Origin of the sequence: Yersinia sp. 1252 StPb PI (assembly GCF_048593885.1) — a bacterium.
Classification (GTDB): Bacteria; Pseudomonadota; Gammaproteobacteria; order Enterobacterales; family Enterobacteriaceae; genus Yersinia; species Yersinia enterocolitica_E.
In genome coordinates, this window is the sequence record NZ_JAZGQE010000451.1 from 1 (window position 1) to 655 (window position 655).

The following is a 655-nucleotide window of genomic DNA, read 5'->3' on the forward strand; positions in this document are numbered from 1 at the left end:
ACGCATTATTTACTCTATAACCAAAAAAACAACTCAAGATAAAATCTCAACCGCCGATAATAATAAAGATGAAATATAAAACAATTTACTCAACTGTTTTATAGACACCGAAATTAGTTATTAACTGCCTTTCCAAGGTATCTTTCCCGTGTCCGACATTTGAGGTTTAATAACATGAGATTCATACGAAATATTAAAATAAGAACGGCACTTATACTCATTCTCATCGTGTTTTCACTGTTGTGGGCCGGGGCATCAGGCTTTGCTTTATACTCTCTTAAGCAATTAAACCAAGAGCTAGGTGTAACCCATACTCAGCAGCAAAATGGCGATATTATTAATAGTGCCAATGCACAATACTACCGCGCGACAACAGCGATGGAACGTGCTATGGGAGCAATGGCGAAAAATGACACAGGGGTTTTCGATCTTGAAATGAAGGCAACCCTTACCGAATTAGACGGCCTTAAAAATGGGCTCAGTCAATTTAAAACTATTGATCATGGGAAAATTGACTCAACCACAATAGATGATATTTATAACAGTTCTTTTAATCTCTATAACAGTGCAGTTTTGCCGATGTTTGAATCAGCAAGAGAAAAAAATATAAACAATTTTGAAGTAATAAAAACAGGTAAATATCTTCCGTTAAGAC

1 protein-coding gene is annotated in these 655 nt (G+C 35.7%); it reads left to right on the top strand.

Annotated elements, in window-relative coordinates; genetic code table 11:
- Positions 1–174 precede the first annotated feature (174 nt).
- Positions 175–655 (top strand): Tar ligand binding domain-containing protein (locus tag V2A85_RS24265; protein WP_420072628.1); only part of this gene is annotated, 481 nt, incomplete at its 3' end.